27 protein-coding genes are annotated in these 26,356 nt (G+C 35.4%); 11 read left to right on the top strand and 16 right to left on the bottom strand.

Annotation, left to right across the window (positions count from 1 at the left end; all coding sequences use genetic code 11):
* Positions 1-87 precede the first annotated feature (87 nt).
* The 4 genes from ACTNEP_RS03760 to ilvB form a co-directional block, all read right to left on the bottom strand.
* Complete coding sequence (locus tag ACTNEP_RS03760) at positions 88-1,614, bottom strand: 2-isopropylmalate synthase (RefSeq protein ID WP_441160323.1); 1,527 nt, start codon at positions 1,612-1,614, stop codon at positions 88-90.
* Positions 1,601-2,632 carry a ketol-acid reductoisomerase gene (gene ilvC / locus ACTNEP_RS03755; RefSeq protein ID WP_441160322.1) on the bottom strand — a complete coding sequence of 344 codons (1,032 nt, stop codon included), beginning with the start codon at positions 2,630-2,632 and terminating at the stop codon, positions 1,601-1,603. The genes ACTNEP_RS03760 and ilvC overlap by 14 nt, the downstream gene beginning before the upstream one ends.
* Positions 2,633-2,762: 130 nt before the next feature.
* Positions 2,763-3,284: an acetolactate synthase small subunit gene (ilvN, locus tag ACTNEP_RS03750; RefSeq protein ID WP_441160321.1), complete on the bottom strand. Its 522-nt coding sequence runs from the start codon at positions 3,282-3,284 to the stop codon at positions 2,763-2,765.
* The gene (gene ilvB / locus ACTNEP_RS03745) at positions 3,281-5,014 is read right to left on the bottom strand and encodes a biosynthetic-type acetolactate synthase large subunit (protein WP_441160319.1); all 1,734 of its coding nucleotides are present in this window, start codon (positions 5,012-5,014) and stop codon (positions 3,281-3,283) included. Before ilvB ends, ilvN begins: the two co-directional genes overlap by 4 nt.
* Before the next feature lie 656 nt (positions 5,015-5,670).
* Between ilvB and ACTNEP_RS03740 the strand changes: the two genes are divergently transcribed.
* Positions 5,671-6,141 carry a DUF6884 domain-containing protein gene (locus ACTNEP_RS03740; RefSeq protein ID WP_441160318.1) on the top strand — a complete coding sequence of 157 codons (471 nt, stop codon included), beginning with the start codon at positions 5,671-5,673 and terminating at the stop codon, positions 6,139-6,141.
* Positions 6,142-6,145: 4 nt separating this feature from the next.
* Positions 6,146-7,123: a zinc-binding dehydrogenase gene (locus ACTNEP_RS03735; RefSeq protein ID WP_441160317.1), complete on the top strand. Its 978-nt coding sequence runs from the start codon at positions 6,146-6,148 to the stop codon at positions 7,121-7,123.
* A gap of 159 nt (positions 7,124-7,282) precedes the next feature.
* Here the strand turns inward: ACTNEP_RS03735 and spoVAE are convergent, their stop codons facing one another.
* The 4 genes from spoVAE to ACTNEP_RS03715 are packed head-to-tail and all read right to left on the bottom strand — an operon-like array spanning position 7,283 to position 9,588.
* Complete coding sequence (spoVAE, locus tag ACTNEP_RS03730) at positions 7,283-7,633, bottom strand: stage V sporulation protein AE (protein WP_441160316.1); 351 nt, start codon at positions 7,631-7,633, stop codon at positions 7,283-7,285.
* Between the two features lie 17 nt (positions 7,634-7,650).
* Complete coding sequence (gene spoVAD, locus ACTNEP_RS03725) at positions 7,651-8,655, bottom strand: stage V sporulation protein AD (protein ID WP_441160315.1); 1,005 nt, start codon at positions 8,653-8,655, stop codon at positions 7,651-7,653.
* Positions 8,655-9,110 carry a stage V sporulation protein AC gene (gene spoVAC / locus ACTNEP_RS03720; RefSeq protein WP_441160314.1) on the bottom strand — a complete coding sequence of 152 codons (456 nt, stop codon included), beginning with the start codon at positions 9,108-9,110 and terminating at the stop codon, positions 8,655-8,657. Before spoVAC ends, spoVAD begins: the two co-directional genes overlap by 1 nt.
* A gap of 13 nt (positions 9,111-9,123) precedes the next feature.
* Complete coding sequence (locus ACTNEP_RS03715) at positions 9,124-9,588, bottom strand: hypothetical protein (protein ID WP_441160312.1); 465 nt, start codon at positions 9,586-9,588, stop codon at positions 9,124-9,126.
* A gap of 152 nt (positions 9,589-9,740) precedes the next feature.
* On the opposite strand from ACTNEP_RS03715, the gene ACTNEP_RS03710 reads away from it, so the two are divergent.
* Positions 9,741-10,187 (top strand): hypothetical protein, encoded by a 447-nt coding sequence (locus ACTNEP_RS03710; RefSeq protein WP_441160310.1) that lies wholly within the window; start codon positions 9,741-9,743, stop codon positions 10,185-10,187.
* A 159-nt stretch (positions 10,188-10,346) separates the two neighbouring features.
* Here the strand turns inward: ACTNEP_RS03710 and ACTNEP_RS03705 are convergent, their stop codons facing one another.
* From ACTNEP_RS03705 to ACTNEP_RS03695, 3 genes are read right to left on the bottom strand one after another with little or no spacing between them, the layout of a single operon-like run.
* Complete coding sequence (locus ACTNEP_RS03705; protein WP_441160309.1) at positions 10,347-11,012, bottom strand: hypothetical protein; 666 nt, start codon at positions 11,010-11,012, stop codon at positions 10,347-10,349.
* A gap of 17 nt (positions 11,013-11,029) precedes the next feature.
* Entirely contained in the window at positions 11,030-12,157 is a 1,128-nt protein-coding gene (locus ACTNEP_RS03700) for a S1C family serine protease (RefSeq protein WP_441160307.1), read from the bottom strand.
* A gap of 16 nt (positions 12,158-12,173) precedes the next feature.
* Complete coding sequence (locus tag ACTNEP_RS03695; protein ID WP_441160305.1) at positions 12,174-13,331, bottom strand: hypothetical protein; 1,158 nt, start codon at positions 13,329-13,331, stop codon at positions 12,174-12,176.
* Between the two features lie 758 nt (positions 13,332-14,089).
* On the opposite strand from ACTNEP_RS03695, the gene ACTNEP_RS03690 reads away from it, so the two are divergent.
* The gene (locus ACTNEP_RS03690) at positions 14,090-14,269 is read left to right on the top strand and encodes a Spo0E family sporulation regulatory protein-aspartic acid phosphatase (RefSeq protein ID WP_441160304.1); all 180 of its coding nucleotides are present in this window, start codon (positions 14,090-14,092) and stop codon (positions 14,267-14,269) included.
* A gap of 105 nt (positions 14,270-14,374) precedes the next feature.
* Here the strand turns inward: ACTNEP_RS03690 and ACTNEP_RS03685 are convergent, their stop codons facing one another.
* The gene (locus tag ACTNEP_RS03685) at positions 14,375-15,532 is read right to left on the bottom strand and encodes an aminotransferase A (RefSeq protein ID WP_441160302.1); all 1,158 of its coding nucleotides are present in this window, start codon (positions 15,530-15,532) and stop codon (positions 14,375-14,377) included.
* A 114-nt stretch (positions 15,533-15,646) separates the two neighbouring features.
* Here ACTNEP_RS03685 and ACTNEP_RS03680 point away from each other — a divergent pair, with 114 nt between their 5' ends.
* A complete protein-coding gene (locus ACTNEP_RS03680) occupies positions 15,647-15,979 on the top strand; it encodes a hypothetical protein (protein ID WP_441160301.1) in 333 nt (110 codons plus the stop codon).
* Between the two features lie 93 nt (positions 15,980-16,072).
* Here the strand turns inward: ACTNEP_RS03680 and ACTNEP_RS03675 are convergent, their stop codons facing one another.
* From ACTNEP_RS03675 to ACTNEP_RS03665, 3 genes are all read right to left on the bottom strand, one after another.
* A complete protein-coding gene (locus ACTNEP_RS03675; protein ID WP_441160300.1) occupies positions 16,073-16,540 on the bottom strand; it encodes a YkyB family protein in 468 nt (155 codons plus the stop codon).
* Positions 16,541-16,607: 67 nt separating this feature from the next.
* Complete coding sequence (locus ACTNEP_RS03670) at positions 16,608-17,180, bottom strand: SCO family protein (protein ID WP_441160299.1); 573 nt, start codon at positions 17,178-17,180, stop codon at positions 16,608-16,610.
* Between the two features lie 13 nt (positions 17,181-17,193).
* Entirely contained in the window at positions 17,194-18,045 is an 852-nt protein-coding gene (locus ACTNEP_RS03665) for a metallophosphoesterase (RefSeq protein ID WP_441160298.1), read from the bottom strand.
* 172 nt (positions 18,046-18,217) lie between these two features.
* Between ACTNEP_RS03665 and cbpB the strand changes: the two genes are divergently transcribed.
* The 3 genes from cbpB (at position 18,218) to ACTNEP_RS03650 (ending at position 20,723) form a co-directional block, all read left to right on the top strand.
* Entirely contained in the window at positions 18,218-18,658 is a 441-nt protein-coding gene (cbpB, locus tag ACTNEP_RS03660; RefSeq protein WP_441160297.1) for a cyclic-di-AMP-binding protein CbpB, read from the top strand.
* 69 nt (positions 18,659-18,727) lie between these two features.
* Positions 18,728-19,447, top strand: coding sequence for a 2,3,4,5-tetrahydropyridine-2,6-dicarboxylate N-acetyltransferase (gene dapD, locus ACTNEP_RS03655; RefSeq protein WP_441160296.1), 720 nt, complete (start codon positions 18,728-18,730; stop codon positions 19,445-19,447).
* A 157-nt stretch (positions 19,448-19,604) separates the two neighbouring features.
* Positions 19,605-20,723 carry an N-acetyldiaminopimelate deacetylase gene (locus ACTNEP_RS03650; protein ID WP_441160294.1) on the top strand — a complete coding sequence of 373 codons (1,119 nt, stop codon included), beginning with the start codon at positions 19,605-19,607 and terminating at the stop codon, positions 20,721-20,723.
* 222 nt (positions 20,724-20,945) lie between these two features.
* Here ACTNEP_RS03650 and ACTNEP_RS03645 read toward each other — a convergent pair whose 3' ends face one another.
* On the bottom strand, positions 20,946-21,779 hold the full coding sequence (locus ACTNEP_RS03645; RefSeq protein ID WP_441160293.1) for a mechanosensitive ion channel family protein: 834 nt from the start codon (positions 21,777-21,779) through the stop codon (positions 20,946-20,948).
* A 189-nt stretch (positions 21,780-21,968) separates the two neighbouring features.
* Here ACTNEP_RS03645 and ACTNEP_RS03640 point away from each other — a divergent pair, with 189 nt between their 5' ends.
* The 3 genes from ACTNEP_RS03640 (at position 21,969) to ACTNEP_RS03630 (ending at position 26,336) form a co-directional block, all read left to right on the top strand.
* Complete coding sequence (locus ACTNEP_RS03640; RefSeq protein ID WP_441160292.1) at positions 21,969-23,720, top strand: ABC transporter ATP-binding protein; 1,752 nt, start codon at positions 21,969-21,971, stop codon at positions 23,718-23,720.
* Between the two features lie 27 nt (positions 23,721-23,747).
* Entirely contained in the window at positions 23,748-25,574 is a 1,827-nt protein-coding gene (locus ACTNEP_RS03635) for an ABC transporter ATP-binding protein (protein WP_441160592.1), read from the top strand.
* 90 nt (positions 25,575-25,664) lie between these two features.
* Complete coding sequence (locus tag ACTNEP_RS03630; protein ID WP_441160291.1) at positions 25,665-26,336, top strand: potassium channel family protein; 672 nt, start codon at positions 25,665-25,667, stop codon at positions 26,334-26,336.
* The last annotated feature ends 20 nt before the right edge of the window (positions 26,337-26,356 follow it).

Genomic DNA, 26,356 nt, shown 5'->3' with positions numbered 1-26,356 from the left:
GTTCAGTGGGGGGATTTGCCTCCGCTGATCAATAGCGAGACTTATCAGAGTGTAAGTGTCTGGTACTCCGAAGGAGAAGAGGGAGTCTTACAGACGTTTCACACCGTAGTAAATAGCGCGATTGACACCATTTAAATATGCCTGTACAGCTGCTTCTAGCACATCTTGTGCGGAACCACGTCCACTTACTGCTTTTCCATCAACGGTTAAGCTAACATGAACTTCTGCAAGTGCATCTCGACCTTGACCAATCGAATTTAACTGGAAATCAGTTAGATGTGTTTCCTCCGCAATAATTTGATCTAAAGTGTTATAAAGTGCTTCCACACTCCCTGACCCAGTGCTTGTATCTTCTACTTTTTCGTTATGAGGAGTAGATAATGATACCGTTGCGCTTGGTTGATCATTAGAGCCATATTGTACTTGGAAATTTTCAAGCTTATAACGTTTCACATTCGAGGTATCTGTTTGGATATCGGTAAGGATTGCAAACAAATCATCGTCTGTTACTTCTTTTTTTCGATCTGTTAATAGTTTGAAGGATTTAAATGCTTCTTTAATCTTATCCTCTGGAAGGTCATAGCCAAGCTGCTTAATTTTATCGGTAAATGCATGGCGACCGGAATGTTTCCCTAAAACCAAATTATTCGAATGAACACCAACTAATTCTGGTGTAATAATTTCATAAGTTTGCGCATTTTTTAACACACCATCTTGGTGAATACCAGATTCATGTGCAAATGCATTACGGCCAACAACCGCTTTGTTTCCAGGAACAGTCATACCAGTGAATTTACTTACCATATCACTTGTACGTTTAATTTCATTTAAAACTAAATTAGTATAATAAGGATAATAATCATTGCGAATTTTTAATGCTACAGCAAATTCCTCTAATGATGCATTACCAGCTCGTTCACCAATACCATTAATAGTACCTTCTACCTGGGTTGCGCCATTTTCTACTGCAGCAATCGAGTTAGCTAATGCCATTCCTAAGTCATCATGACAATGACAGGAAAGGTCGACTTTATCGATATTCGGTACATGTTCTGTTACATATTTAAACATTGCGCCATATTCACGTGGCATAGTGTAGCCAACTGTATCTGGTAGATTAATAACAGTAGCTCCTGCATCAATTACTTTTTCAATGATTTTTGCTAAAAAATCTAAATCTGTTCGGGAAGCATCTTCAGCAGACCATTCAACATGATCAAAAAATTGCTTACCGTACTTTACCATTTCAACAGCTGTTTCAATTACTTCCTCTGGTGTTTTCTTTAATTTATATTCCATATGAATAGGGGAGGTAGCGATAAACACGTGAAGTCTTGGATCAGCTGCATTTTTAAGTGCATCACGACATGCATCGATATCTGATTTAACAGCACGCGCTAAACCCGCTACAGAAACATTCTTGACTGTTTCTGCAATTTTTTTTACCGATTCGAAATCACCTTTGGAGGAAGCAGGAAATCCTGCTTCCATAATATCTACCCCAAAGCGTTCTAATTGTTTAGCAAGCTCTAATTTTTCTAGTTGATTGAGATTGACGCCGGGTGATTGTTCACCATCACGAAGCGTCGTATCAAAAATCTTAATTTGCGTCATTAGAGACCACTTCCTTTTTATTAATTGCCTTTTGCTTAACAAATGGCATTAATTCACGCAGTTCTCTACCTACCTTTTCAATTTGATGTTCGCTTTCTGCCTTTTTAATAGCAGTGTAACGAGGGCGATTCGCTTGATTCTCAAGAATCCATCCTTGCGCAAATTTACCTGTTTGGATGTCGGATAATACTTCTTTCATACGTGCTTTTGTATCTTCATCTACAATGCGCGGACCTGACATAAAGTCTCCCCATTCAGCTGTATCAGAGATGGAGTGGCGCATGTTCTCTAATCCACCTTCATATAGAAGATCCACAATTAACTTTAATTCATGGAGACATTCAAAGTAAGCGACTTCTGGTTGGTATCCTGCTTCCACTAGTGTTTCAAAACCAGCTTTCACAAGTGCAGAAGTACCCCCGCATAGAACAGCTTGCTCACCGAATAGATCAGTTTCTGTTTCCTCTTGGAAAGTAGTTTCAAGTATTCCTGCACGACCTGCACCAATACCTTTGGCATATGCAAGAGCAACATCTTTAGCTTTGCCAGTTGCATCTTGGAAGATGCCATATAGAGCAGGTACACCAGCACCTTCTTCATATGTTCTCCGTACCAGGTGGCCAGGTCCCTTAGGGGCTACAAGGAAAACATCTACATCTGCAGGTGGTACGATTTGATTAAAGTGAATATTGAAGCCATGTGCGAATACAAGCGCATTTCCAGCTTCTAAGTTAGGCTCAATTGCATCTTTATAAATAGCTGGTTGATTTTCATCTGGAAGTAAGATCATAATTACATCTGCTTCTTTAGCTGCCTCAGCTACAGTTTTTACATCTACACCATCTTCTACCGCTTTATCCCATGAACGGCCTTTACGTAAACCTACCACTACATCAAATCCACTTTCTTTTAGATTTAAGGCATGAGCATGACCCTGAGAACCATACCCGATAATTGCGATCTTTTTAGATAGTAATACCTCTTCATTAATATTGTTGTTGTAAAGTACTTTTGTCATAAAAAATACATCCTCTCCATTAATATTTTTATAATAAAGTTAATTATTATTAGCCTAAGAAAGTATAATTTTTGGCTATATGTCTAGCTATGAGCTCTCCGAAAAAGGTGAATGCTCTGCGCTTATCTTATTAGCCTAATAGTGATTGGAAATTGCCATCTTTTGTATTCGGCTGCTGTCCACGAACAAAAGCAGTTAAGCCTGTACGCGCCAGTTCTTTAATACCGTATGGTCTAAGCAATTCGATTAATGCTTCTACTTTATCTGGTTTACCAGTAACTTGAATGGATAAGCTATCTTTACTTACATCGATAATCGATGCACGAAAAGGTTCGATTATTCCTTGTATTTCAGCACGTAATTGACTGTTGCTAACAATTTTAATTAATGCCAATTCGCGTGCAACGATGGCTTTATCTGTTATATCTGAAACTTTAATCACATCAATTTGTTTATTTAATTGTTTTGTTACTTGTTCTAATTTTTGAGAGTCTTCGACATCTACAACAAAGGTCATTTTGCTCATGCCATCCGTTTCTGTTCTGCCAACAGAGATGCTTTCGATATTGAATTGTCGTCGTTGTAGAAGACCTGTTATACGGTTTAATACACCACTGCGATTTCTAACTGTTGCGGTTATAATTCGTTTCATGGTTTCACCCCTATCATTTCATTTAATCCTTTACCAGGTGCTATCATAGGGAAGACATTTTCCTGTTGAAGTACGCGAGCATCAACAAGTACTGGACCTTGATAATCAAAGATTTCTGGTAGTGCTTGGATAAATTCATCTTGGGTTGTAACTTTTATTCCTTTTACATTATAGGATTCTGCTAGTTTTACAAAATCTGGCTGAATACTAAAAATGGATTGTGAATATCGCTCGGCATAGAATTTTTCTTGCCATTGTCTTACCATTCCCAATGCTTGGTTGTTAACAATAATTACTTTGACTGGTAAGCCTTTTTCTTGCAAGATGGATAATTCTTGTAGCGTCATTTGGAAACCACCGTCACCAACAATAGAAACCACCGTTTCTTCTGGTTTGGCAAGTTGTGCGCCTATCGCAGCAGGAAAGCCAAATCCCATTGTACCTAATCCACCAGATGATACCCATTTGTGTGGCTTGGTGAACGTGTAAAACTGTGCTGCCCACATTTGATGCTGTCCTACATCTGTTGTTACAATAGCATTTCCTTTGGTTGCTTCGTACACTTGTTTAATAACCCATTGTCCGATCATTTCCTGATCTGGATTATTAAACCATAGCGGATAATTTTCTTTATTTTCGTGAATACGAACAAGCCACTCATCATGTTCAGGTTGTTGGATATCATGGGTTAATAGCTTCTGTAATGCTGCTTTAGCATCTCCAACAATCGGTATATCAGTAGCAACATTTTTGCCAATTTCTACTGGATCAATATCAATGTGAGCAACTATTGCATTTGGTGCAAAAGATGATAGTTTACCTGTTAAACGGTCGTCAAATCGTGCTCCGATGTTGATTAATAAATCACATTCGTAAATGGCAGTATTCGATGCATACGTTCCATGCATACCAGCCATTCCCATAAACAATGGGTGATCGCCTGGAAATGCGCCTAATCCTAAGAGGGTGGAGGCAACTGGCAACGAAAATTTTTCAGCAAATTCTTGCACTTCTTCTGAAGCATTCGCAAATAAAATACCTGCACCTGTTAATAAAACCGGTTTTTTCGCTTTACCAATTGCATCGGCAAGCTTTTTGGTCTGCAATGGATTGGGCTTCGTTGTTGGCTGATATCCTGGTAAATCTAATTCAATGTTTGCTTTGAAGTCTTCTTCTATAATTTCTGCTGATATATCCTTTGGCATATCAATTAATACTGGTCCTGGTCGTCCTGTTGTGGCAATATGAAATGCTTCCTTCATAATCCTAGGTAAATCGTACACATTACGTACTTGATAGTTATGTTTGGTTATCGGTGTAGTAACGCCCATAACGTCTACTTCTTGAAAGGCATCAGATCCGATCACACCTTGCGCAACTTGACCTGTAATAATAATCATCGGTAGGGAATCAATCATTGCGTCTGCAATACCAGTTACTAAGTTGGTCGCACCTGGCCCTGAAGTAGCAACCACAACACCAGGCTTTCCAGAAACTCTTGCATATCCCTCAGCAGCATGAATGGACCCTTGTTCATGTCGAGCCAGGATTTGATCGAAAGCATCTTGAGCTTTATAAAGAGCATCGAAAATAGGCAAAGCGGCTCCGCCTGGGTAACCGAATAATGTATCAACGCCCTCGTTGATTAACGATTCGACAAGTAAATCAGCTCCTGTTTTTGGTTCTTTATATTCTTTTGCTGATTCTACTTGTTTTTGTGTTCTTTCCATTCTAATCCCTCCTAAATGTTAGAATCTGAAAATTAACATAAACTATCACTATTTCATTTTCTTTATATATAAAAAAAGGCCATTTCTAACTTGTTCCTGCTACTGAATAGCAAACAACAAGGGAGAAAAGGCCTTTCTTTTCACGGTACCACCCTGATTCACAATATTCTCACAAATATTGCCTCATGAAGCTGAACATAGTACAGCTTCATTTTGATAACAGGTGTAATAACACCTGGCTATGCTTACTAAGCGAGTGTTCAACATAGCACTCAGGGATGAGTAATCGGAATAGGTGTATTACCGAGCTTCCACCATCCTCGGCTCTCTATTAATACATGATCCTAATCCTTTCTTCCCGTCAACGTTTTATAGTATCATTTATAATTTTATACTATCGGATTGATTTTATCCTGTCTACATATTTTTTAAAAATGGGTAATATTCAGAAATATCTGATTGACGACAATAATACAACCAAAAAGCCTTTTGGTCAACCGTTTTTTAATAATTTTCTGACATTTTTTTCGCGAAAAAAAATGTGGTAAGCGATTACAACCCTGCTGTTACTTTATCTTACAATGAAGATTTTTTTCTGTTTTACAGCTTTGTAATTTGTTATATATAATGGAATAGACGGATAGGAGAGATATTAAATGTCACAGCTCTGTGTAATACCTTGTGGAAAAAAGAAAATATGGGATAAAGTCCCAGATGAAGGACCAACAAAGGCAAAAAATGCTTACATAGGTGTTCTGCATACGTTATGTCGCCAATACGTCGAGATGTATTTTGAGGATTGGGTAATCATCTCAGGAAAACACGGATTATTGCTTCCAGATGATATTGTTGCAGAAAATTATGATGTTACTTTTCGCCCAAACGATCCAAAGGTTATTACGCTTGAGAGATTACGTAAGCAAGTACAAGTTAAGCATTTGGATCAATATCGTGAGATTGTTGCTTTAACAGGAAAGAAGTACCAGTCTATTCTTAATCAAACATTTCATTTTGCAAACAAAATCGAATACCCATTATTAGGAACAAGGGGTATTGGCGATATGCAAAGATTATTAAAGAAAAGTATCCAAGATAGCGAACCTCTACATTCAGGAAGAAAGGAGTAATAGCATGAAAGCTTATGTAATTCAAAATGGAGAATATCAGTTGAAGGATGTACCTGAGCACTATCCAGAAGGACGACAAGTGCTAGTGCGTCTGAAAACAGCTGGATTGAATCATCGTGACCTTCAGATTAAGGAGCGAATTGGCAAGAAGACGGAGTACTATATACTTGGATCAGATGGTGCCGGAGTGATCGAACGAACTGGTGAGGAAGTTACTCGATTTGAAGGCGGGGAAGAGGTAATTATTAATCCTAGTTTAAATTGGTATGATAATACAAATGCACCACCGAAAGACTTTGAAATAGTCGGGGTACCATTTAATGGTACATTTGCAGAACAGATCCTCATATCTGAAGATTTTGTTGAAATAAAACCAAACCATTTACGTTGGGAAGAAGCAGGAGTATTTGCATTATCTGCCTTGACTGGTTACCGTGCATTGTTTACCCAAGGTCAAATAAAAGAAGGGGAAACATTATTTATTCCAGGAGTAGGGGGAGGGGTAACATCCTTTATTATTCAAATGGCCAAAGCTGCTGGAGCAAGGGTCATTACTACTTCAAGAGAAACGGAGAAGTTGAAACAGGCGGAGGTGTTAGGTTATGACCGCGGAATTTTAACTAGTGAAGATTGGAAAAACGCATTAGCAGATGAAGAAATTGATATCGTGATTGAAAGTATAGGTGGTGCTACGTTTAACAGGTCTTTAGATGTTCTGAAGAGGGGTGGCAGAATTGTAACCTTTGGCTCCTCTACAAACGATGAATTTACTTTTAATTTACGTTCCTTTTTCTATGGTCAATATAAATTAATCGGATCGACCATGGGGAGTAGGGAAGAGCTACGCGATTTAATACAATTTATCGAAAAACACGATATAAAACCATTCCTTGATAAAGGATATCCATTGGATGAAATCGACAATGCTTTTTCTTATTTAGCATCACAAAAACAGTTAGGAAAAATATATATTCATATGTAAAAGGAAAAGCAGATGGGCCAAATAAAGCTCCATCTGCTTTAATATTTAATCTAAACAGGAATTATATACTTTATCAGAATGGAAGGATGTTACACAATGAACAATTACCATTAGTTTGTAATGTTTATCTATTCACCTGATATGTTTTGTCGGATTCGCTTATCCTTTTGGCTTGAAAAGTATGGCGCCTATCATGCCGAAGATAATTGCTGCAGATATACCAGAACTTGTTACTTCAAACATACCTGTAACAACACCAATCAGACCATGCTTTTCTGCTTCTTCCATGGCACCATGAACAAGAGAATTACCGAAACTCGTAATAGGAACGGTAGCACCTGCCCCAGCAAAATCGATTAACGGTTCATATAATCCGAAACCATCTAAGATAGCTCCGGCTACCACCAAGGTACTTAATGTATGACCAGGAGTCAGCTTTCCTACATCAAGTAATAGCTGTCCAACTACACAGATTAGCCCCCCAACTATAAACGACCATAAAAAAACCATACTTCATCACCTCTTTCTTAATTATTTTCAATGGAAACTGCATGTGCAATGCATGGAATCGTTTGTTTTTGCTGAACAGTTAATGGGGATAACAATGCACCTGTAGCAACTACTAATATTCGATTACATTCCCCTCTTAACAATTTATTAACAAAATGGCCGTATGTAACAACTGCCGAACATGCTGTACCGCTAGCCCCAGCAAATATTGGCTGATCTGGTTTATAAATGATCAATCCGCAATCGACAAATTGCTCATCACTAATTTGATAATTATTTTGATGTAACAAGTCTAAACAAATATCCCGACCGATTTTAGCTAGATCTCCTGTAATAATGTAATCATAATAATCAGGAGAAATGTTCCGATCCTTTAAATGTCTAGTAATAGTGTCATAAGCAGCAGGGGCCATTGCACCCCCCATGTTAAAAGGATCTTTCAGACCTCGATCCACGACTTTTCCAATTGTAGCTGAAGTTACTTTTGGGCCGTTCCCATTCTTAGCAAGAATAGCGATTCCAGCACCTGTTACAGTCATTTGAGCGGTGTCAGGCTTCTGGCTTCCGTACTCATTGGGATAACGAAATTGCCTTTCTACGGCAGAATTATGACTTGCAGCACCGGTCATTACATAATCAGCTTTCATTTGATTGATAATTAAAGCCGACAGCGCTAATCCTTCCATGGATGTTGCACAAGCATTAAAAACACCTAAAAACGGTATCGATAAATTTCGTGCCGCAAAATTTGAAGGAGTTAGTTGGTTAATAAGGTCTCCATGTAGAAAGAACTGAATGTCACTTGGCTCCAAAGTGGCTTTTTCAATTGCAATGTGACATGCATCTTCAATCATATGTTGATGTGCAAGTTCAAATGATTTTTCATCCATCCACTGATCCGTATAAAAATTATCAAAATCATTTGGAATATTGCCTTTTTCCTCAAACGGTCCTCCTACTACACCTGTGGAAATGATCGATGGAGGAGTATCAAAAATCCAAGTTTGTTTACCTGTCATCATTATGCGCCACTCCAATATGAAAAAATAGTTTTAATTAAAGCAATAATAAAAGCAGAAAATACACCAAAGAGTATTACTGAACCAGCTAGTTTAAACATATTTCCACCTACACCTTGAACAAACCCTTCTGTACGGTGTTCAATTGCGGCGGAAATAACTGCATTACCAAACCCTGTCACTGGTACAGCTGTACCCGCTCCTGCAAATTGAGCAATACGATCATATACGCCAAAACCAGTTAACAACATGGTAATAAAAATTAAAGTAGCAACAGTGGGATTGCCAACAGTTTGTTCAGTAAAATCAAAAAAATACATATATATAGTGGAAATAACCTGACCAATAAGACAAATAAACCCGCCAATTAAAAATGCTTTCATGCAATTTTTTAATAATGGCCGTTTTGGTTCTTGTGTTTTCTCATATTCTTGATAGCTATTCGGGTGATCTTTCATTATTTATCCTCCGTTATGTTTGTTCTTTTGAAAGTTTTTTTAGCTCTTTTAATTTTTTTAAGGCTTCATCTTTTGATAGTTCTTGATCTTCTAATTTTGTTAATTCCATATAAAATTTTTGATCTGAAGTTACTTCAATATCTTTTATATCTGTTAAATTTTCTAGGTCTTTTTTTATTCTTTTTTCAATCTTTTGTTCTACTGCCTGCCTGAGCGGTGTTGCATTAAAAGCAATAAAAAGCTGATCATCAATATGGATTGCTTTATAGGATGCAATATCATTTGACTGTTCATCCAAATATGTTTGTGCTATGGATGGGATAGTGTTTTCGTCATGTGTATTAGCTGTTTCTGAATTTAACATGACAATATCAGATGTATCGCTTTGCACGGTAGAGGAAGAGCCTTGATTGTCCTGATTGTTACACGCAACAAGTATTAAGGTACATAATATGGAAATGATAGGTAACACTTTCATCTTTTCTGTCCTCCCTTGAATAGAATAGCCTTTATACATATCTTGTAGAAAATTGAAAAAAGTATGCATTTAAAAATCCTTGCAAAATGAAACCAAATCCTTAGGAAATTCGTCTATTTAAAATAAAGAAAAATAGCGAGGAGGAGTGACATATGTGGAAAAAATACTCCATAGTCATCACTATAATCGCTTGTATTGGGACTATTCTACTGTTTGTTGTGAAGGATATCCAAAAAACTTCCTTAGTTGAAACAGTCAAGATTGAAGAACAATATGAGGATTTTATTGTACATATACAAGTAGAAGAAACTAGTGAAGGATTTCAAGTGTTACGTTCTATACAATATTTAGGGGATGAGGTTATCGTAATTTTGCACAGAACCCCGTTAACACAAGTTACGGTTGACGCAGACAATGCTACTTTTACTGGGAGTCCACTATCTAAAAAAATGGAACCCGATTATCAATATTACCCACAAGAGCCATTAAATTTTCCAGCTTTAGAAAAAGGGGATCATACGTTATATGTGCATACTCAGTTTTTCATAGATGGAGAAAGGATAGATATTAAAACAGAGGAAACTATCTCATTTCAGTAAAAGACATAGTATGGAGGAAGGCTAAATACCCGGTCATAGTAATGATCGGGTATTAGAAGTATAACACGTAATAAAACCAAAAAAATGAGGATAAGCAGTAATCCCTCAAATGCTGGAATAAGCCCCCTTTTATCCAATTACATAAAAGAAATTATAAGCCTAATTGTCAATATTGAATAGTTGCTCCTGTTTCTCCGAAATTATCACTTCCTGCACGATGTTATCCGATAATTGTTGATAGTTAATGGTAATGGATTCTTCATCGAACCAATCTGCTGATTGAATGCGAATATTATTCGGAGGAGGAGGTTCAAATTTCATTGTCGTCCATTCGTTAAGATCGAATACTTTCCATGAATCCGCTTTAAATTCTTCTAAAATAAAAAAAAGTTTTGATTGGTCGTGAGAAGGAATGACTTCTTTTATATGAATTAGATCATCGATAAGAAAAGAGCGATTGGGTTCTTTTCTATCTAATAAAAGATAGGAACAATTGGTTTGAACACAATTAAAAGATAGTAGATAAAGGTTGTCAAGGTCTAGTTTTTCAAGCTCCATATTGGAAATAGCTTCATCTCTATTTTTAACAGTGTTGAGATATGCTCCCAATATAGTAATATTCTTAGTATTTAATGTGATAATCTCATCTTCTAATAAAAATTCTACTTCCAAGTTTTCTTTTTCTTGTGGTGTTTCTTGTACTTCCTTTTGATCTAATAATTCATCTATTGATTGTTCTGGATCTTCCTTGGTAATCATTGGTTCCGTATTTTGATTACTACATGCAAGCAAAAATAATAGTGAAGCAATCATTATTTTTTTCAAATTAGCACCCCCTTATATTACTCCATTTGTTCTAAATTGAGTATTTTCAGTTGGTCATTTTCATAACCTACAACCAATAGATAATGAAGTGATTCCTTAACTTCTTTATATTCCTCGTCTCTAACTGTTATCTCTACAGTTATATCCATATGAACTTCCTCGTTTTTAGTTTCTAAAATGACTTTATCTAGAACAGATAGATCAATGAGTGCTTGGAATAATTGTCGAAATTCGGTATAACTAGTTCTGCCTTGATATTTACTACCTAATAATGAATAGGCGTTAACATAATCTCGTAAGGTAATGTTATCTAGGAAGTACTCCGTAATATAAAGAGAGTCTTCCTTAAGCTTTTCTTGATCAATTTGTTGTTCAGTAGGAGATAAATAGGTTAAATCGTCTTCTTCCAAATTTTCTGTCCATTCTGCAACTATGTCAGCCACTTGTGTAATCGGTATACTGAATCCAATGTCTGTATCAGTAATTCCAGCAGAATTAATGCCAACTACTTTTCCAGTGTCTCTTAAAATAAGTGGACCGCCACTATTTCCGTGTGTGATGTTAGCGGATATTTGATAAACTTCATCATATTGGTAATTATTAATAGAAAATGAGCGATCAGTACCAACGATTAAGCCCAAAGAAACACTATTTTGAATACCTAATGGACTCCCGATAGCAATAATTTCATCGCCAATTTCAAGCTGTTTCTCTGTCTCAAGTGCTATTGGTTCCAATTGCTGTAACTCTGGTACACGAATGACTGCAAAATCTTGCTCTTCTCCTATTCCAACTACAGCAGCAGGATATTCTCTCGCATTCGCTAGCTTTACAACTATGGTATCTGCATTTTCAATTACATGTGCGTTCGTAATAATGTCTCCTTGGTTATTTATCACAAAACCTGAACCTGTCTTTGAATCCATATCATTGGAGCTTTCGATTTGCACAACTGCTTTTTGTGATTGGTGAATAATATTTTTTAAATTGATTTCATTTTCACTTTCGATTTTCGCAGCTACTGTATTATTTATTTCTAAAGGTTGCTTATTCGTGTTGATGAAAATAATTATTGCTGTAATGATTGCCGACATGAGGATGATAATAGCTAAAAATATAGGAATATACTTTCTTTTCTTATACATGAAAACCCTCCGAAGTTTAATCTAAGTACCATGTAATTTCTTCTACTTTCGGTGTTAATCGCTCAGAATCAGATTCAATGTCAAAATGCGTAAATTCGAAATTACCTACTTCCCCAGGGTATAATGTCTCCGGGAAAATATAAACATCATTCTCTAATAATGTATTATCATCCTTACCATTGACTGAATAACTAACTAAAATAGAATGAATGGGTACTGTTGCAACACTTTTAAGTTCGCCAGAAATGATCCAGTTATTTTTATCTTTGTTTAGATGAATATCGATTAATTCTAATGCGTGATGCTCATTTAATTCTTGTTCTTCCTCAAATGCAGAAAAAGCTTGTTCAATTCGTTGTTCCTGTGCAGATTCGAATGCAGTTTTCTCCTTATTGACCGTAGTTTTTAAGCTCTCTAATTGTTCAGAGCTTTCTATCACTTTTAGGGTATCCTCAATGACACGTAATGACTGTGAGAATTGAAGATCTTCTAATAAAGATGCTGCCTCCTGATAGGTGATCGTTACTAACATTTGAATTGCCTCTTCTTGCAACTCAGTTACTTGGTCATGATTTATATCTTCTATTTCCCATATTAATGCTTTTAAATCATCTGTAGAAGGATTATTAGTTAATTTATATGTTGCTTGTTTTAATAAAGTTTGATTTTTTATTGCTAAGTTTTGTTCCATTATTTGATCTGTTAAATCACCAGTAAACTTTTGTAATTCACTTTCGGAATGACGAATAATGGATAATGTCTCAGCATACTGATTTTGCTCATTTAATTTTTCGATTTGATCGAAATTATTTTCTACCTCAATAGCAACATTTAGAAAAGCTTTAACCTCTTCGGCTGCAGGGAAATTCTCTTTATATTTTAGTGCTTTTTCCAATAAAGTAATAGCCTGCTGATAATCACCAATTAATGCCATTTCTGTTGCTTCTTCATAGAATGCGAATGCTTTATTAGATTGATAGGTTGTCACAAAATAACTCAAACTAACAATAAAACAAGCGATTAACAGTGATATAACAGGCAAGAACCACCATTTTTTTGATGGTTTTACCGGTAATGTTCTTTTACTTATATCTTCTGGTAATCTTTTTCCACAAGAAATGCAGTATGTTTCTCTCTCTTGTACTTGACCACCACAGTTTGGACAATAAAACAATGTAATACCTCACTTTCAAGTCTAACTAAGCAGGATAAAATTATTATAGCATGAATCGCTTCTATTCTTTAGAATGTAACAAAGGATTAAGGAAAAAAATAAAAAATCTTTATTAATAGCTGAAATTTAGGTATAATAAGCGTAGAAAAATGGAAAAATGAGGTGTAGAACGTGAGTTTAATATTTGGAATTGTATGTTTTGTGATTTTAATCGGGTGTATGGGCTATACTATCTTTGATCGTGTCAAATAATGGAGAAATACAAATAAAACCTCAATAGAATGTCTATTGAGGTTTTATTTTGATAGTGAGTTTGCTCATAACGTCCATATATTTCTACATTACCATTTGTCATACAAATTAGTCATTTACTTGTAAATTCTCGATAAATATTTTATAGTTAATACATGTATATTAAATACATCTATTTGGAATTTCCCTTTATTTACAAGGGTTTATAAAGTTACTTGTATGTATCGGGGTATTAAGGAATAGGAAAATAAACGGAAACACTATGCTTCCGCAAGAGAAAATAGTACAATATACCTGATAGTAAAATAGTTAAGCCAATGTCTATCAAGGGAAAATTTAGCAAAACGAATGTCGAACTGGCAGGAGACTTGCTAGATAATCTTTTGCTAGATGAAAGAAATGTCTATTTTTGCGGTTTGCTTTACAATAAAACGTTTTTTTGGGATAATCAATAGCGTTTACCATATGTACTTTTGACAAATCTAATTTAGGGGGTAACTCGGTAGATGTCACTATATCCAGTAAATTTAATAAGTAAGATAGAACAATTACGAAAAGAAATGACCGACGTTGCTCTCAAAAAAGGCATTACTAGCAAAGAATCACTTCACATTAGTCAAGAGTTGGACGAATTATTAAATGATTATGAACATTATAAAAAAATGCAAAATAATAAGAAAAAATAAATTTTGATGGATGATAATGGAAACATTATACGATAAAGCCCGTTTCAACTGATTGAAACGGGCTTCTACATTTATTAGACAAATTTCCTAGAGTATAGGACAGGACTATTTATTTTTAGAGATAAACGGCTCAATACGATCAAGGCCTTCTTTAAGTGTGTCCATATCATAAGCATATGATAAACGCAAAAACCCTTCACCATATTTGGAAAATGCACTGCCTGGTACCAAAGCAACTTTTGCTTCCTCTACTAATTGCAAAGCTATAGAGAATGAGTCTTTTTTTAAGTGAGTGATATCCAAGAAAAAATAGAATCCACCGTCAGGTAAGTAAGTGTCAATACTCATTTGTTTTAACCTTTCATAAACATAGTCTCTTCTTTCTCGGTAGACCTTTTTCATTTCAATAGGATCTTGTTGACCATTTTTAATAGCCTCTAAAGCACCGTACTGACTTACGGAAGATGCACAAGATACATTATACTGGTGGACTTTGAGTATATGTTTTGCTAGCCAGTCGGTTGCAAGAATATACCCAATACGAAAGCCAGTCATAGAATGTGATTTTGAAACACCATTAATAATGATCACTTTATTCCGAATGGATCGAAATTGTCCTATAGAAAAATGACTTGTATCATATACAAGCTCACTATAAATTTCATCAGCAATTAAAAAGATATTATGCTTTTCGATGATCGATGCAATTTCCTTCAGTTCTTCCTTTGTAAGTGTTACGCCAGTAGGATTGGAAGGATAGGGGATAATAATTGCTTTCGTTTTAGCAGTAATATGCTTCTCAATTAAATCAGCCGTTAATTTAAAGCCTGTCTGTCGAGTATCGATCGAGATAGGTATGCCGCCAGCTAATTGTATTAAAGGTTCATATCCTGGATAAACAGGGCCAGGTAACAGAACTTCATCACCGTCCATTAAAAGTGTCCGGAGTGTAATATCAATAGCCTGTGACGCACCAACAGTCACAATAATTTCGTTAATAGGATCATAGTCAAGCTGATAATTTGTATTTATAAATGAAGCTATTGCCTTTCTTAAAGCTAAAATACCAGCATTATGTGTATAAGTTGTTTGATTGTCATCTATTGCTTCCTTTGTTTTTTCTTTAACATGGGAAGGGGTAGGGAAATCTGGTTGGCCAATAGTTAGTGATAGGATATCCTGCTTGTTTCCTACCATATTAAAGAATTGGCGAATCCCTGATATTTCAATATTTTTCACTTGCTCATTTATGTATGATTCCAACGTATATACCCTCCTTCATTTCCTCTTATAACTAGTATAAAATTTGGAAATAATAGTACCAATTATAAAAAAGACTAGCATTATTTTATCATAAAATGAATAGGAGGGCACTTAATGGCTGAAGAGGTATGGAAAGAGATGATAAGAGTAACTGATGTTCTTTTATTAACAATGCAAGCCGAAGTATTCTTTGTCTTTTATATAGTCAGTGGATTAATTATTATGTATTATTTATTCCAACCATTTGTTAAGTTTATGATGGTATTAGAATGGAATACCTTACTAACGGTTATCTTTGTAGTTTTATTAATGTTTTTAATAACATCTACATTAACTGATGTTCCAGATTGGAGATATGTTCTTTATGGTATCTTAATCTTTTCTATTATCATTAGTATAAAAAGAAGTATCGCTATCATGAAAAAAAAACAGCCTCATTCGAACTAGAATATTAGTTGAATATCTCTTATCTCAGCATGCAAAAATTAGTGATAGCAGGAAGATGAGTATATCTTCCTGTATTTTTACGAAGAAGAACCGTTACCAGTGCTTTTTTCTTTTGTGATAGAAAGGAGATAGAGAAGCGGCTTGTTGTTTAAATGGCTTATAATATGGTCGACGCTTGTCCTTTGGTTGTTGAATAGACCAGTTTAAAAACTGATAAAGGATGGCTTTGGCTTTAGTTAAAGAAAGTGTAGGCTTTTGATTACAATAGCTATCATCTAAATGGCCGAGATGGGGGAGTGAGTTCATATCCTCTTTCCCAGGTGGCATGTGAAAGTAGTAATCTCCAATTTGAACTAACAAAATGGAGTGTTGTCGACTTTGTTTTGGATTGTTAGAGTAATGTAAGCCCACTTTTTTTGCTTTCCGTTCCTTTATTAATTTTTTCATCGCTTCTTTTTTTAAGTGGTATAAATGAGAAGGATCTGGCGCTGTTTTTGCATGGCGATTGACAATAAATAAAGCTTGACCTATTTGTTTAATCTCTTCATCTGAATCCTTCATTGACTCACCTTCTTTTCCATTTTTCACAATAAAAAGTAGAAGGATGTCATCCCTTCTACTAGTTACTTTAATTCATTGATTGGATATCTTCAACTATTTTTTGCATATTGTCAGCTTTTTCTCCATCGTAGCCTTTTATTGCATTCCCATCCGGTGAAACTAGATAGAATGTTTTGACATGAACGACTTGATCACTATTATCCGGATTTTCAACAAATGCTTTAAATGAATTCTGGGCAAATTGTTTAATTTCTTCGTCTGTATATCCAGTGAGAGCATGCCAATTATCAAATGTCCCGCCACGTTGTTCAATGTAATCTTTTAATATTTCTGGCGAATCGTTAGTTGGATCCACGCTAAATGAAACGAGTTCTGCATCAATATTTTCTTCTGCTAAAAGACCTTGAAGACGGGCCATATTTGCTGTCATTGGCGGACAGATCGTTTCACAATTAGTAAAAATCATATTAGCAACCCAAAATTTACCATCCAACTCACTTTTAGACAATTCCTCTCCATCTTGGTTAGTAAAAGTGAAATCCTCTACTTCATAGGAAAAGTCCCCTTCATATTGTTCATTATCACTACAGCCAACTACAAAAAGTGCAGCTAATACAATCCATATTACTTTATATTTCATTGTTTCACCTCGTTTATGATTTCCTTAACTGGTATATCGTTATTTCAGGTTTGCAGAAAAAGCGATATGGTAATCTAGTCGTTCCTATACCTCGACTTACAAACAATTGTAATGGCGAATTTCCAATAGTATAGGCTCCCTCTACATACTTTTCGGCTAAGTGCGGAGTATATATATATCCGATGAATGGTATTTGAACTTGTCCACCATGACTGTGTCCTGATAGTTGAAAGTCAATAGGATAGTCTTTTGCAATATCTGCATAATCTGGTTCATGGGCTAGGAGTATGGTCAATTGTTCACTGTCGATTCCAGCAATTGCTTGCTCTATGTCAGGTCTTCCTAATAATACATCATCAATACCAGCTAAATAAATCATATCACCATTTTTATTAATCTGTCTGTGATCATTTTGTAACAATTCAAAGCCACTCTGTTGAAATATATCCATTAACATATCGGTACCATATCCACCATGGTCATGATTCCCGTAAATCCAGAATTTACCGTCCTTTGCATTTAACTTATCTAACAGCGGAATTAACCTATCGTCTAGTTGGTATATACGTGGGTTATCAATTAAATCTCCGGTAAATACAATCATGTCAGGTTCTAGTTGATTTATTTTATCTATTAGTTCTGCAAACTGATCTACTGTATAGTGGAAGCCGATATGAGTATCAGAAAATTGCACTATTTTATACCCTTCAAAAGCAGTTGGTGTTTTTCTAGAATGAATATCTACATAATGCACATCTAACATATTCGGTTCAATTTCTCTAGCGTAATAATAAGTACCACCGCTCAGACCAAATAATGTAATGATGCCCCCAAAAAATCGTTTTAAAAATGTTCTTCGGTTCATACTGTTAAAGCCCTCTCCATTAAATCGAAAATATATGTGTTTCATTATAGCATGCTATGAGGTGAATAGGATATCCATGCGGTAAATTACACAAATTATTTAAATTTATGTTAAAATAAAAAAGGTGATATTTACAATAACTCCTTCACCAAAGCCAAAAGGAGTGTACCATATGTCGAGTGTAATTAAAAGATCATTAACTGATTTGACTGTAGATGATTTAATGATACCATCAGAAAAGGTAGCGCATGTACAAGTAGGTAATCCTGTAGAACATGCTTTACTTGTCTTGGTTGAATCAGGTTATTCGTCTGTTCCTGTGTTGGATCTGGATTATAAATTCAAGGGTACCATTGCCAAAACACCGATTTTAAAAAGTGTAATGGGAATAGAGCGATTCGAAATGGAGAAATTGGCCGAGACGAAGGTTGAGGCAATTATGCAAACGGAACAACCTACTTTGACAAAAGATACTGATTTTTTAACTTGTCTGAAAGTTGTCATTAATCATGCTTTTGCATGTGTCGTAGATGAAGAAGGATACTTTCTCGGTATTCTAACAAGACGTGCTATTTTAAAAGAGGTTAATAAATCATTATATACGACAAAATAATAATACTTGTAAAAGTAATTTATTTTTTGGTACATTTATATCAACTATTAATATTGGAGGAAGAAGACAATGAAGCAAATGGATGCACATGAGATTATCTCTTTTATTTCAAACAGTAAAAAATCAACACCTGTAAAAGTATATGTTAAAGGTGTAGAGTTGGATAAAATTGAAGCAACTGGATCAATTCAGACGTTCCTTAATGAAACAAATGGTGTTATTTTTGGCGAGTGGAAAGAAGTAAAAGGATTACTTGATACATACAGTGATAAAATTACGGATCACGTAGTGGAAAATGACCGCCGAAATTCAGCTATTCCATTATTAAATATGAAAGACATTAACGCACGAATTGAACCTGGAGCGATTATTCGTGAGCAAGTAGAAATTGGTGACGGTGCAGTAATTATGTTTGGTGCCATGATCAATATCGGTTCTGTAATTGGTGAAGGAACAATGATTGATATGAATGCATCTTTAGGTGGGCGAGCAACAGTAGGTAAAAATTGCCACATCGGGGCAGGTGCCGTATTAGCAGGTGTTATTGAGCCACCTTCTGCACAGCCAGTAATTATTGAAGATGGGGTTGTAGTAGGTGCTAATGCAGTAGTTCTGGAAGGAGTTCGCGTAGGAGAAGGTTCTGTTGTTGCAGCAGGTGCCGTTGTAACGAAGGATGTTCCGCCAAACACTGTAGTAGCTGGAACACCGGCTAAAGTAATTAAAGAAATTGATGACCAAACCAAATCAAAAACAGAAATTATGGAAGCATTAAGAAAATTAGATGATTAATAATAGGAAAAAGACAGGGTCATGTAGATCCTGTCTTTTTTAAGAAAGGACTATGCAAGCACTCATCTAACTTTTTATGAAAAGAACGGATGAAAGCCTTATTTTCGCTAGTTCGCAGTTTGTATTTAGGATGACAATGGAAGAGAGGAAGTTTTTGATGAATAAGGAGCAGTTAGTGGCAATTAGACGTTCATTACATAGGATACCTGAGCTTGGTTTTCAGGAATTTAAAACACAAGTTTTCTTGTTGGAAACGATTAAAAAGATGAATCGACCAAATATTGAAATTACTAAATGGGAAACTGGTTTGTTTGTTTTGGTAAAAGGGAGTAATCCGAAGAAAACAATAGCTTATCGTACAGATATCGATGGTTTGCCAATTACAGAAGAAACAGATTACCCGTTTAAATCACAGCATCCAGGTCAAATGCATGCATGTGGGCACGATTTACATATGACGATCGCTTTGGGAGCACTTGATGAAATAAGTGCAAATCCAATTGAGAACAATGTCCTCTTTATTTTTCAGCCTGCAGAAGAAGGACCTGGGGGGGCGGAGCCTATGCTTGCCTCTAATACATTTAAGCAGTGGAAGGTAGACAGTATTTTTGCATTACATATAGCACCTGAACTTCCAGTTGGAACGGTTTCTAGCCGACCTGGTATCTTGTTTGCCAATACAAGTGAGCTATTTCTTGATTTTACTGGTAAGGGGGGACACGCTGCATATCCTCATTTGACAAAGGACATGATTGTTACAGCAAGCACCTTTGTTACACAATTACAACAAATAATTTCAAGAAAAGTAGATCCATTAGATAGTGGTGTTATTACGATAGGGAAAATGACAGCTGGTACTGTTCAAAATGTTATTGCAGAAACTGCTCGATTAGAGGGAACTATTCGTACATTACAACCTGAAACGATGTCTATAATTAAAAGTGAACTGGAAAAATTTATTAAAGGATTTGAGATTGCGTATGATTGTACGATTAAAGTAGATTATGGAGCGATGTATTATCAAGTAAGTAATGATAAACGTTACGTTGACCAATTTACCAATGCCGTTGAAAAAGAAGGAATTCAGTTTGTTGAAGCAAATGCTGCGATGACTGGAGAAGATTTTGGATATTTTTTAAGGGAGATACCTGGCTTTATGTTTTGGCTGGGAGTAGACTCTCCATATGGCTTGCATCACAGTAAACTTCAACCAAGCGAAGATGCGATTGAAACAGGTATTAAAGCAGTAACAGTGATGATGAGACAGAGCAGATAAAGTTTTACTCATATTTCAACTAAACATGCTAACTTATAAGTTGGTTCTTCTCATTTTTTTGTCTGAAATGAACAAAAACTCACTCTGTAAGAAGAGTGAGTTTTTGTTATTGTACTTGCATATTTCATAGTTCCAGGCAACTAGCTAGGTGACTTCGAATAAAAGTCATCTATGCCTAATCGATCTGGTTCATTCGTACCTACAGGAACCATTGCGCTTTTCTTAGTTATTTTTTTGTACATAAACTTGATGCGGAAATGGAATTTCAATATTGTTTTCATCAAACACTTCTTTAATACGTTTTCGAATATCTCTTTCTGCACCCCATTGTTCCATGCTTTTGGTTTTTCCAATAATTCGTAATACAATTTCACTCGATCCAAAAGCCTGTACACCAATTACTTCAGGCCCTTCAGCAAATCGAGGATCAGTCTCGAATTCCTCACATATATTTTTTAAGATGACCATTGCCTTATCTATATTTTCATCATAACTAATTCCTATATCAACTAGTGCACGCATATTACCTCTGGAGTGATTACTAACACCCGAAATTTCTCTGTTCGGTACATAGTGAAGTGTGCCGTCAAAGCCGCGAATTTTTGTTGTTCGTAAGCCAACTTCTTCTACAATCCCGTCATATCCAGCAGCTGTTACATAATCTCCAACATCGATTTGTTTCTCTAATAAAATGAAAAATCCTGTAACGATATCACTTACTAGACCTTGTGCCCCAAATCCAATTGCTAATCCTACAACACCTGCACCAGCAAGTAACGGCCCAATAGGCTGTTCAATAATTCCGAAAAACATTACGACAAAAATAAATATCAATGCGTAAGAAAAAACATTTAATAGTAATTTTTCTAATGTTTGCATTCTTGCTTCGGAAACATTTTGTCTTGTGCTTGATCTTTTTAAGGATGCAGAGATAATTTTTTTTCCAATTGGAGCTATGATAAGTAAAGCAATAATAAGTATGAAAATTTGTATACCATAACTGATTATTTTGTCCAATATGTAACCCCAATCAATTTGTAGTCCATTTTCGAACATATTTAGCCTCCTATAAATGATGATATTTCTATGATAGAAGAATGTTTTTCTAGAAGCAAATAAAAACTAATTCCTCAATAATAATCAACTTAAAAAAAAATTTTTAGAAAATAAGTCGAAAAGGTGGAAATTTATTTCGGATGCCGTTATATTTATACATACGTAAAAAATTTAGGGGGTGCAAACAGGATGGAAACATTTCAAAAGCTGAAAGATTTTTATTGGCCTTTTAAAAAATATTTCTTCTTATCAGTATTTTTCGTGATGATTGTTACTGGAATTACCGTAGTCTATCCAATCATCTTACAAATTACAATTGATGATGTGGTAATAGCGGGAAGTAATCAACTGATCCCGATTCTTGCCGTTGGTTTTATTCTCATCATGGTGATAAAGGGCATTGCCAACTTTCTCCAACAATACTTAGGTGACTTGTTTGGTGTTAAATCTGTTTATACTTTACGAGATGAATTATACAAAAAATTGCAAAGGCTTTCTTTTACTTACTATGATAATGCTCGTACTGGTGATTTAATGTCACGGTTAACGATGGATGTGGAAGGTTTTCGGTTTTTCTTGGCAGCTGGTTTCCGTGAACTAATTAGAGTATGTTTACTAATTATCATCAGTTTAGCGGTCATGTTTTATTATTCGATACCATTAGCATTAGTAACAATGGCTGTAATGCCTTTCTTAGCGGTTGTTGTCTACCGATTTGATAAAAAAGTACATCCGGCCTTTCGTAGTGTTAGAAAATCGTTAGGGCGCTTAAATACCCGTATTCAAGAAAATGTGAGTGGTATGAATACGGTCAAATCTTTATCAAAAGAAGATTTTGAAATTGATCGTTTTTCTACTAATAATGCTAATTATAAGGAAGTAAATATATTTACTTCGAACATCTGGTCAAGATATTTTCCTTTAATGGAGTTTATTGGCAATATTAGTATGGTAGCACTGTTAATTTATGGTGGCTACTTAGTAATTAATAATTCGTTACAATTAGGTGAACTAGTAGCTTTCTTTAGTTTGGTTACGTATATTATGGGACCACTAATGAACTTAGGGTTTATTGTCAACCAATTTTCACAGGCAAAAGCTTCAGGTGAAAGATTATTAGAAATACTGGAAGCAAAAGAAGATATTGAGGAAGAGGAAGACCCAATTATGCCAGCGCGTATTAACGGTCATGTTACGTTTAACAATGTTACCTTAACGTATATCGAAGATGATGATACAGCATTAAAAAATATTTCTTTCGATGCACCGCCAGGAAAAGTTATAGGCCTTATAGGTCCTACTGGTGCTGGTAAAACAAGTATTACTCAATTAATTACAAGATTTTATGAACCGGAAAAAGGAGAAGTTTTAGTCGATGGTAAACCGACAAGCTCTTATTCTTTGAAATGGTTACGTAAACACATTGGCTTTGTATTGCAAGAATCGTTTTTATTCTCGACAACAATTAAAGAGAATATTGCCTATGGAAATCCGGATGCCTCAATGGAGGATATTATTGCTGCTGCCAAGCGTGCACAGGCGCATGATTTTATTATGGAAATGCCTAAAGGTTATGACACGTTACTTGGTGAGCGGGGTATGGGACTTTCTGGAGGTCAAAAGCAAAGAATTGCGATTGCACGTGCAATTTTGATTGACCCAAGTATTTTGGTATTAGATGATGCTACTTCAGCCGTAGATATGGAAACAGAATTTCAGATCCAAAAAGCACTTAAAGAAGTGATGAATGGAAGAACAACTTTTATTATTGCACACCGTATTTCTTCTCTAAAACATGCTGATGAAATTCTTGTATTAGAAGAAGGAGAAATTAAAGAACGGGGTACACATGAACAGTTAATCAAACAAAATGGACCATATCGTCGTATTTACGATATTCAATATCGTGATCGTGACGCTATTATGCAATCTGTTGAATAAAAGGAGGGGACGGAAGTGGCTAAATCGATGACAGCAAAAGAAATGAAAAAAGGCAGTCCGCATTTAAATCGATTTTATTATCCATTGGATCAAGCGGTAGAGAAGCCGTTCAACTGGAAACAAATGTTACGGCTACTCTTTTATTTAAAACCATATGCAAAGACTTTAATGCCAGCAGCAATAGCGGCTATGCTAGTATCGACATTTGTTAGATTAGTTGTACCAGTATTGATAGGTACATGGGTAATTGATAGGGCGATTGCGGAACAAGACGTTAGCTTATTAACTTATTTGATTATAGCAATATCCATATTATATCTCTTAAGTTATGTAGCCAATACATTTCGCATTAGATGGGTCAATATTTTAGGTCAGCGAGTTATTCATGATTTACGAAAGGGATTATTTTCACACGTTCAACGATTATCACATAATTTTTTCGATAAAAGATCTGCGGGATCGATTTTGGTACGAATATTGAATGATGTTAATTCATTACAGGAATTATTTACGAACGGTATCATTAATTTATTGATGGACCTTGTTATGCTATCAGGTATCATTATCATTTTGTTTGCATTGAGTCCTCAATTAGCATTAGCAGTATTAATTATTTTGCCAATCATGTTTTTTATTTCTACCAAATTACGAAGAAACATTCGCCGTTCATGGCAGGACGTTCGAATTCAAAAATCACGGCTAAATTCACACTTGAATGAAAGTATGCAAGGAATCCGTATTACACAATCCTTCTCACAAGAAAAGGAAAATACAGAATTCTTCAATGGTGTAAATACAGATAACTATGAAAAAGAAAGAATTGCCATGAAGAAGAGTGCCTATTTTGGTCCTTTTGTAGAAATGAGTAATGCTATTGGTACTGTTATTTTAATTTCATACGGTGCACATTTGATTATAACTGGAAATATTGAGATTGGTGTGTTCGTGTCGTTTGCATTTTATTTAGGTATGTTCTGGGAGCCTATTTCTCGTTTAGGGCAAATTTATAATCAATTATTAGTAGCGATGGCATCATCTGAACGAATTTTTGAATTTCTTGATGAACAGCCTAATGTGGTAGAAAAGAATGATGCCAAAACTTTTGAAAATATGAAAGGTCACATCGTATTTGACAAAGTACAATTTTCTTATGATGAAGATCGTGTTGCATTACACGAAATTTCATTAGAAATGAAGCCAGGACAGACGGTGGCGCTAGTTGGACATACTGGTTCTGGTAAATCAACAATTGCCAACTTAATCAGTCGTTTTTATGACCCGACTAAAGGTGAAGTAAGAATTGATGGCCATAATTTACGAGACATGAGGTTGGATAGTCTACGAACCAATATATCCGTTGTCTTACAGGATACTTTTATTTTCTCTGGTACCATTATGGAAAATATCCGATTTGGTCGTCCAGAAGCAACTGATGAAGAAGTAATAGCAGCAGCAAAAGTAGTGGGAGCAGACGATTTTATTAACAGGTTATCAAATGGATATCATACTGAGGTTGAAGAGCGAGGGAATATCTTGTCAGCAGGTGAAAGACAGTTGTTATCTTTCGCGCGTGCATTATTGGCAGATCCTAGAATCTTAATATTAGATGAAGCAACAGCTAGTATTGATACTGAAACAGAAGTTAAAATTCAACAAGCATTACGGAAATTATTAGAAGGTCGTACGGCAATTATGATTGCTCACCGCTTGTCTACTATTAGAGAGGCAGATAATATTATTGTGTTGGAGCATGGTCGTATTTTAGAACAAGGGAATCATGATGAATTAATGAAGGCAAAAGGCGAATATTATGATCTTGTAAAATCTCAGTTTGAAATGTTAGACGCTTTATAAATTTTGTTGAAACCAGATATATTATCTGGTTTCTTTTTCTTTTCAATGTGATAAAATGAGTATGATTATTTACTGTTGGAGGAGTTGTATATGAAACGAGAATTCGCTGTAATTGGTTTAGGACGGTTTGGGGGAAGTATCTGCCGGGAGTTAAGCGCAGACGGGTTAGATGTACTGGCAATTGATATACAAGAGGACAAGATTAAAGAATTTAAAAATATTGCGGCACATGCTGTAATTGCAGATACAACAGATGAAAATGTATTAAAGGAATTAGGTATTCGAAACATTGATCATGTAATTGTCGCAATCGGAGATGATATCCAAGCAAGTACACTTACTACACTAATGTTAAAAGAATTGGGAGTCAACAAGATAACCGTTAAAGCTCAAAATGATTACCATGCAAAAATATTAGATAAAATTGGTGCAGATCATGTTGTACATCCAGAGCGTGACATGGGGAAACGTATTGCACATAGTATTATCTCGACAAATATTCTGGATCATCTAGAATTATCTGATGATCATAGTATAGTGGAGGTCAAAGCGGGAGATAAAATGCACGGAAAAACGTTACTTGAACTAGACATTCGTGCCCAGTTTGGCTGTAACGTTGTTGCAATTAAAGAAGCAGATGAAAAAGGGATTAATGTTTCACCAATGGCGACACAAGAAATCGAAAAAGATGATATTCTGATCGTTATTGGAGCTGATAAAGATATAGCACGATTTGAAAAACAGTTAGTGGTCGAAGATTAAAACCTTTGATTACGACAGTA

Source organism: Gracilibacillus sp. HCP3S3_G5_2, from assembly GCF_052063305.1.
Lineage (GTDB): Bacteria > Bacillota > Bacilli > Bacillales > Amphibacillaceae > Gracilibacillus.
The sequence above is the reverse complement of the archived record's forward strand: the minus strand, read 5'-3'. Positions and strand labels throughout refer to the sequence as shown.